General features: G+C 33.5%; 8 protein-coding genes. 1 reads left to right on the forward strand and 7 read right to left on the reverse strand.

Annotated elements, in window-relative coordinates; genetic code table 11:
• Window positions 1–197: 197 nt before the first annotated feature.
• From NEH74_RS12595 to efp, 7 genes are all read right to left on the reverse strand, one after another.
• Window positions 198–797: a SpoIIIAH-like family protein gene (locus tag NEH74_RS12595; RefSeq protein WP_055276568.1), complete on the reverse strand. Its 600-nt coding sequence runs from the start codon at window positions 795–797 to the stop codon at window positions 198–200.
• A 1-nt stretch (window position 798) separates the two neighbouring features.
• Entirely contained in the window at window positions 799–1,251 is a 453-nt protein-coding gene (locus NEH74_RS12600) for a hypothetical protein (protein ID WP_055306050.1), read from the reverse strand.
• Window positions 1,252–1,304: 53 nt separating this feature from the next.
• A complete protein-coding gene (locus NEH74_RS12605; RefSeq protein ID WP_144436932.1) occupies window positions 1,305–1,772 on the reverse strand; it encodes a stage III sporulation protein AF in 468 nt (155 codons plus the stop codon).
• 24 nt (window positions 1,773–1,796) lie between these two features.
• Window positions 1,797–2,855 (reverse strand): stage III sporulation protein AE, encoded by a 1,059-nt coding sequence (locus NEH74_RS12610; protein WP_055276575.1) that lies wholly within the window; start codon window positions 2,853–2,855, stop codon window positions 1,797–1,799.
• Between the two features lie 27 nt (window positions 2,856–2,882).
• Window positions 2,883–3,143, reverse strand: a complete 261-nt coding sequence (locus NEH74_RS12615; RefSeq protein ID WP_237297145.1) for a stage III sporulation protein AD — start codon at window positions 3,141–3,143, stop codon at window positions 2,883–2,885.
• Window positions 3,144–3,280: 137 nt separating this feature from the next.
• On the reverse strand, window positions 3,281–3,487 hold the full coding sequence (locus NEH74_RS12620) for a SpoIIIAC/SpoIIIAD family protein (protein ID WP_055276576.1): 207 nt from the start codon (window positions 3,485–3,487) through the stop codon (window positions 3,281–3,283).
• Window positions 3,488–3,780: 293 nt separating this feature from the next.
• Window positions 3,781–4,338, reverse strand: a complete 558-nt coding sequence (gene efp, locus NEH74_RS12625) for an elongation factor P (protein WP_055244815.1) — start codon at window positions 4,336–4,338, stop codon at window positions 3,781–3,783.
• Window positions 4,339–4,606: 268 nt separating this feature from the next.
• On the opposite strand from efp, the gene NEH74_RS12630 reads away from it, so the two are divergent.
• Window positions 4,607–4,999, forward strand: coding sequence for a rhodanese-like domain-containing protein (locus NEH74_RS12630; RefSeq protein ID WP_055276578.1), 393 nt, complete (start codon window positions 4,607–4,609; stop codon window positions 4,997–4,999).
• The last annotated feature ends 80 nt before the right edge of the window (window positions 5,000–5,079 follow it).

Raw genomic sequence — 5,079 nt, forward strand, 5'->3', positions numbered from 1 at the left:
AAATATTATAGAACCAAAAAACCTGTTAGACGAAACGGTTGTGATTCGTTATTTAGCCGCTTGAACTAGATAGAATCTTTAAAAACGGGATGTAATAATCGTTGAGATCAAGCGATTTGTTACCAAAAAAATTGTCTAACAGAGCTATTTTAAAAAATGAGCCAAGCACCCCATCGACCTGGCTCATTTTTTTATTCTTAATTAATTGGCGTTAATTGAACCAAAACATCTGGATCAGTTGTAAATTCTGTTTTTACCATCATAATAATTTCGTTTGTTTGTTCTAATGTCGGTTCTGATTGGGATTCAGATAATTGTAAATGAACTTGAACAGTCTCCTCGTTCACTCGAACTAAAACATCTGAATATCCTTTTGCTTTAATCATCGATTCAAGAATACTTTCATGTTGTGCATCTTTATTAATTTTTTCTAAATTATCTTTTGCTTCACTTTTTTCTTCAGCATCAGCATCTTTGCTTGCAATAATCGCTGTTAAATCAGCTTGTAATTGGCTTTTAGCTTTAGCTGCCTCAGTTCTTTGCACTTGAATAGCACTAACCTCAGATGATGTTCCCGCTGTCTCTGTCTCATCATCTCCAGACTCTTGGTTTGAAACTAACTCACTTCCACTTTGAGCGTCTGTTGGATTAATCTCTAAATTTGCTTGTGGTAACGTTGATGTTGACCCCACTTTATTCGTTGTTGAATCCTTGCTATCTCCAATACTAATATAGAATACAGTTAATAATACGAAAACTACAAATAATGCGGCTGTTACATATGAATTTTTGTTCATTTTAATTTCCCCCTAGTTCAGATGCATTTAATAATGAAATTTGATGAATTGGAACATCAAGCAACAAACTGATGGCATGCGTCACATCATAAGGTGCTTTAATCGTCCCTCGATAGACGATCACAACGCCATTTGAAACAGTATCTGTTTGACTTGAAACAAAGAGTGTCGTTGAAGAATCAGCAACCGATTTATATGAGATATTTATACTATCGACTGTTACTCCTTCTATTGAATCAAATAAAGCTGTGATCTGTTCTTTGTGTCTTGCCTCGACAGATGGTGCCGAAGATAAATGATTCCCAGACAGAGAGCTAAAATCATCTTTTAACAAGAATGACACCACAAAGATGGCTCCAATCAACATGATGATTCTAAATGGTCCTAGATCAGTCATTACCTTACGAATTGTTAAGCTTATTGACCCTGACTTTTCTGTCGGTTTCTTTTCCACATCTTCTACCCCCTATCTCACCTCATGTTAGATTCCAATTTAGTTGCCTCTTTTCATCGACCTCCCCTCTTAAAAACGACATCCTCCCGATTAAGACCTAATTTATTGAGCACGCACGTTTTTGCCTCCTCCTCAGTCTCAACCATCTCTAGCGTTAGCACTTCACTGAAATCAAATCCCACGATTTGAACTTGGCATCCACTTTCAGCTTGACGAACTAATGTCTCAATCTCAGCCATCGTTACTTTCGATAAATCAATTTCAACTAGCCCTTGGTAATACTGAATGGATTGATCAAATTCCTCTTCATTGATAAATGAAATCGAATCAATGAATGAACTAACTTCATTATTCATTATACTAATCACCGGCTTTAAAATGATAACTATGATAAAAAAGTGAAGATAAAATGTAATTATTTTCTTATAGGAAGCCGGAATAACCAATAAATTGACAATAGCTATCAAAAAAAACATAGCGATTATTTGCTTTGCGTATTCATATAGCATATCTTTTCCCATCTCCTCAAAACTTGTCACCTAGAATTAGTTCGTTAGTAGCATCATATTTGAACTGTATAAAATAATGAAGAATGTAAAGATAAACATGACACCAATAATAATCATAATGACGAGTAAATTCGTCATCCCCGTATTAAAGACATCTAAAATTTTAATATAATCTTTGCTAATAATCGGTTGAATCACCGCTCCTAATAAACGAAATAAAATTAGGCTAACACCAACCTTTATCACTGGGAATGCCACGACGACGACTAAAGTAATTACACTAAGTAGCCCAACACTATTTCTTAAAATGGATAACGTCGAAACAACTGAGACAACCGTATCTGTAAAACGCGTTCCAATCACAGGGATATGATTCATTAAGTTTTGTGTCGTTCGAAAAAACAATCCGTCCGCAAAGCTAAGTGTTATATTCTGAATGGACATTAATGTTAAAAAAAAGGCAAAATAGCCACCTAATGTCCAAATCGCAATTTTATTAATAAATTCAATTAAACGACCGTACAAGTCTTCAATATTAATCTGATTAATAAAGCCAAAAATCGTCCCAACGACTGTTAAAGGCATACTAATCGCGTTAATAAAGAAATAAGAAGCATTAATTAAAAAGACAACCGCAGGTTTAAATAACGCCTGATTCCAAAGAGCACCCGTAATCGTAATCAACGATAATAAAATTGGAAAAATCGCGACGACAATATTCATATACCTCGTTAAAATATCTAATACATAATCATGATAAAAAATAAATAACTGAAAGAGCTGAACCATCAAAACTAGTTTTAAAACGGTATTCGTGATTTTCTCATACTTCGTTGAAAACGAGGATTGAATATTTTGAAACAATGCGATAATCAACAAAAAAATTAAAATACTTTTAAATTGAGAAAAACCCGTGGATAATTCATGCATCGCATAATCACCTAGCGATTGAAAAAATCCAACAATATTAAAATTCTCAACATTTAACAGATTGGATTTATCTAAGTAGTCCGCATTGATGAGCCAATCATATTGACTGTAAATCTCAGCCCAAATATTTTCAAAAGATGATAGATCCACACTTGCTCCATCCATTGCTCCCCCTCCTAGTACATAAATTAGTTAGACGACTGATAAGATAAGTTCAAAGAGTGTAATAATCATGGGTAAGCTATATCCAATTAAATACAACTTAACGATGTACTCAAACATCTTTCCAACATTACCCAAACTCGCTTCCGTTAACAAAAAGCTAACGAATTCTGCATAATACACAATCCCAATTAATCGAATAATAATTGTCACATACTGCTGCTCTACATTAAAATTCAAAAAGACGTTAGTGATTTCTCCAATCATACTTGATAAGAGTTGTAAGGCCATCATAAAAAAATACGTTAGCAAAACTAAGCTAAAGCATTTGGCGTATTTTGAATTGACTTCATTTAATAATAAATAAATAATGGCACATGCAATTACGAGTGTAAGTATTTTGACAATATCAATGATGGCCCCCTCCTTTATAGCATAAAAATCGTTCGTAAACTCGTCATTAAAACTTCAATGAGTTGCACAATAAAGACTAACATATAAACATACCCAGCTAGCATGACTAACTCACTTATTTCCTTTCCAACATCAAACTTTTTAAAAAACAACGCAACAAATCCAAGCATAAACGCAACTCCTGCAAACCTTAGTAATCCCGTTACATCAACTATCGGCATGTCTCTTACACCTCATCCTTTCATTAAAATTTGCTACTTAACCTTATGTCCTCTTAAAGAAAAAAATGATACTTTCAGACCATTCTTACCTCGTACCCTCTATCATCTATTAAATACACGTCATATTCCTGCTTAAAACGCCTTAAAACAAATCACCTATTGTTTTCACTGTCGGAAAAACACCTCCCTCTCGTACCTTTAAACACCTATTTCTTGACTTGTTTTAGAAAATAAAAAAAGACTTAAAAAGCAGCAGCCTTTTAAGTCTTTCAGAATCATTCAATTATAAACGATTACCCACGAGAAACATAACGTCCATCGTTAGTGTTGATGATTAATTTATCTCCAACTTCAACGAATAATGGAACTTGTAAAGAGTATCCAGTTGAAACTGTTGCACTCTTAGTTGCATTTGAAGCTGTGTTTCCTTTCACACCTGGTTCACATTCAACAACTTCTAAAGTTACTTTTTCAGGTACTTCAACCCCTAAAATTTCGCTGTTGAATGTATTGATTTTAACTTCCATACCTTCAACTAAGAAGTTTTTCTCATAATCTAATTGTGCAACTGGGATTTCTAATTGCTCATATGTTTCATTGTTCATGAATACATATTCCTCACCCATTGAGTATAAGAATTGCATTGTTGATTTTTCAATGTGAGCACGTTTAACTTTTTCACCTGCATTGAATGTATTATCAATAACAGCTCCAGTACGTAAGTTACGTAATTTAGAACGTACGAACGCTTGCCCTTTACCTGGTTTAACGTGTTGGAATTCGATAACTTGGAATAAGTTTCCTTCGTAATCGATTGTCATTCCTGTTTTAAAATCATTTGTAGAAATCATAAAAATCCTCCTTGCACACTATACAAACTACTCCTAGTAGTATGATAATCATTTCCGTATTTAATTATAACGATTAATGATTAAATTGTCCATGCAAACCCGCCCTTTTTTGCCTAATAAAACCTCTTTTTTTAGCCTTTTCCTAATCTCTTAGTATTTTATCCCTGATTGTTTTAAAAACTCCCACGATATCCCTATAAAAGTGCTTTATTTTTATCTTAAAATTCTGTAAAATATTATTATAATTAAGAAAAAGGAGGTTCTAATGATGGATTGGAGATTATTAATCATTGCGATTATTTTAGGGATCATTTTAGGACTATTTATTATGATGCGCCGTGAATCAAAAAAGGCTGTCGTGAATTTATCAGAAAAAGAATTCGTTGAGAATATGCGTAAAGGACAATTAGTAGACCTCCGCAAAAAAGAGGAATTTGATCAAGGACATATCAACGGGGCTCGTAACATTCCATTTGTAATGTTAACACGTAACCCAGGTAAATTACGTCGTGACTTACCAATTTACTTATATTGTGAAAAAGGTAAGGTATGTAAACGTGCCGCATTAGTTCTTTACGGAAAAGGATATGAAAACATCTATCAACTTGAAGGTGGATTAACAAACTGGACTGGACCATTAAAGAAAACAGTTAAAAAATAAAACAAAAAGATTATTAAATTCTAGAATTTAATAATCTTTTTTTATGCACACTATTAATATCGGCTCTTTGTCAACTGGTG

Source organism: Turicibacter sp. GALT-G1 (genome assembly GCF_025594995.1).
Classification (GTDB): Bacteria; Bacillota_I; Bacilli_A; order MOL361; family Turicibacteraceae; genus Turicibacter; species Turicibacter bilis.